We start from the raw sequence: 2,590 nt of genomic DNA, 5'->3' as shown, positions 1-2,590 counted from the left end.
GCTGCGGGCCGGCGACGGCGGTCCCCGGCCCGCACCGCCGTCGGGCGCCGGTGGTTCCCCGCTCACCCCGCGCGAGCACGCGGTGCTGGAGCTGGTCGCGCACGGGCTGACCAACCGGGCCGTCGGCGAGCGGCTGTTCATCTCCGAGAAGACCGTGAGCGTGCACCTGTCCCGGGCGATGGCGAAGCTCGGCGCCTCCGGCCGTGCCGAGGCGGTCGCCCTCGCGCACTCCCGGGGTCTGCTCACCCCCCGCGACTGAGGACCGGGGCACGCCGGTCTGTCCCCTCCGGACCGGACCGGGCCCGTGCGGGCCGTGACGTGTGCCACCCGCCGTGCCTAGGGTCGGTCGTGCCGCACGTCACCGGCAGACCGATGGAGGTCGCATGGTCGTCCACGGGCTCGTCCCGTCGTCCCGGACCGGCAGCGGGGCGGGGGTGACCGCATGATCGCCCGTTCGCCCGCCCCGGACCTGGACGTGCCCGCCCTGCCCGCCTCCGCGACGCTCCGCGGCGCGGCCGACCGGTTCGGCGACGCGACGGTCCTGCACCAGGCCGGGCACGAGGTCACCTTCCACGGGCTGCTGGCCCGCGCCTCGGCGTTCGCGCACGCGCTGCACGCCGACGGGGTCGGCCGCGGCGACGTCGTCGCACTGCACCTGCCGAACTGCCCGCAGTACGCGATCGGTTACTGGGGGACGCTGCTGGCCGGGGCGACCGTCACCCCGGCGAACCCGCTGCTCGCCCCGGACGACCTGGGCGCGCAGCTCGCGGACGCGGGGGCGGCCGTCGTCGTCAGCTGGGAGGCGGCGCTGCCCGCGGTGCTCGCCGCGCGGCCGGCGACGTCGCTGAAGCGCGTGCTCGTCACCGGCGCCCACGGCGACCCGGAGCAGCTGCCCCCGGAGGTGACCGGGCTCCGGGCGCACCTCGACGGCAGGCCGGCCACCCCGCCGGGCACCGACCTGGAGGTGGACCCGGACCGCGACCTCGCCCACCTGGCCTACACCGGCGGCACCACCGGCCGGTCCAAGGGCGTGCGGGTCACCCACCGGCACGTGCTCACCAACGCGCTGCAGGCCGCCTGCTGGGGCACCGGCGCCCGGCCGGACGTGACCGCCACCGCGCACGGGCCCGGCGTCGTCCTGGCCGATCCCGGTCCGGCGACGGAGTTCCCGACCCCGATCGGCACCGGGCGGGCGATCGGGATCGCCCCCTGGTTCCACGCCATGGGCACGATCGGCGGGCTCAACGTCCCGTTGCTCACCGGGACGACGACGATCGTGCACGCCCGCTTCGACCCGCGCGCCTATCTGGCCGACGCCACCCGGTTCGCCGTGACCTCGCTGTCCGGCGCGCCACCGGTGTACGCGGCGCTGCTCGCCCACCGCGAGGCCGCCGGGGACCTGTCCTCGGTGCGGTCGCTGACCTCGGGCGCGGCACCGCTGCCGGTCGAGATCATCCGGGCGCTGCGCGACTGGTTCGGCGAGGACCTGGTCATCTCCGAGGGCTACGGCCTGACCGAGGTCACGATGGCCGCCACCCTCGGCCCCGCGGCCCGGTCCGCGGACCGGCGCCCGGGCACCGTCGGGTTGCCGATCGCGGGCACCGAGATCCGCATCTCCGGACCGGACGGCGAGGAGCTCGACGCCGGCGCCGAGGGCGAGGTGTGGATCCGCGGGCCGCAGGTCACCGGCGGCTACCACCGGCGCCCGGCCGAGACCGCGGCCGCCTTCGACGGCGACGGGTGGCTGCACACCGGCGACGTCGGCGTCCTCGACGGCGACGGCTACCTGCGCATCGTGGACCGGCTCAAGGACATGCTGCTCCACAAGGGCTACAACGTGTACCCGCGCGACCTGGAGGAGCGGCTGCTGGCGCTGCCGGGCGTGACCGGTGCGGCCGTCGTCGGGCGCCCGGTGGGGGTCGACGGCGAGCACCCGGTCGCGTTCCTGACCACCGCGACCGGCGCCGACGGGGCCGCGGTCCGCGCCGCCGTCGACGGCCTGAACGAGCGCCTGCTGCCCTACCAGCGGCTGCGGGAGGTGCACCTGGTCGGGGCGATCCCGGTCTCGGCGGCGGGGAAGGTGCTCAAGCGGGACCTCCGCGAGCAGCTGCCGACCCTGTCCCCGGACGTGGCGAAGGAGTGACGAACAGTCACTCCTGGTGAGGAAGAGGGGCCTGCACGGGTGGGCAGGTACGTCCGATGGGTGGAGTAGTCACTCCGACGGTTGGCGTAGGGGATGACCGGATAACAGGCTGGTCGTACGACACGACAGACGGGTGGAAGCAGGAGCCGGCGGCGCGCACCGGATCCCGAAGAACCCCGTATCGACTCCCCCGAGATCGTGGTGATCGTCATGTCCGCGCCCGCCGTCCACATCCCCAGCCCGCGCCGCCCCCTGGGCGCCGTCCCCCTCTCCCCGTCGGTCCCCGCACCGCGGGCCGGTGGGACCGGTCGTGCGGACCGGGTCGAGGGGCGGCACCGCCGTCGCGAGGACCACGTCGACCTGCCGGCGCCCCGCCGGGAGCGTCCGCGGTCGACCTCGCCGCTGACGCCGGGCATCCCCGCACCGCGACCGGCGTCGCCGGGGTCG

3 protein-coding genes are annotated in these 2,590 nt (G+C 76.3%); all 3 read left to right on the top strand.

What is annotated here, in order from left to right; translation table 11 throughout:
* The coding region (locus GTW08_RS05405; RefSeq protein WP_237453563.1) for a helix-turn-helix domain-containing protein at window positions 1-259 on the top strand (259 nt) is incomplete at its 5' end.
* A gap of 183 nt (window positions 260-442) precedes the next feature.
* A complete protein-coding gene (locus GTW08_RS05400; protein WP_073576505.1) occupies window positions 443-2,143 on the top strand; it encodes a class I adenylate-forming enzyme family protein in 1,701 nt (566 codons plus the stop codon).
* A 210-nt stretch (window positions 2,144-2,353) separates the two neighbouring features.
* Window positions 2,354-2,590 (top strand): hypothetical protein (locus tag GTW08_RS31505; RefSeq protein ID WP_237453562.1); only part of this gene is annotated, 237 nt, incomplete at its 3' end.

It is taken from the genome of Pseudonocardia sp. SID8383 (genome assembly GCF_009864975.1).
Classification (GTDB): domain Bacteria; phylum Actinomycetota; class Actinomycetes; order Mycobacteriales; family Pseudonocardiaceae; genus Pseudonocardia; species Pseudonocardia alni.
The sequence above is the reverse complement of the archived record's forward strand: the minus strand, read 5'-3'. Positions and strand labels throughout refer to the sequence as shown.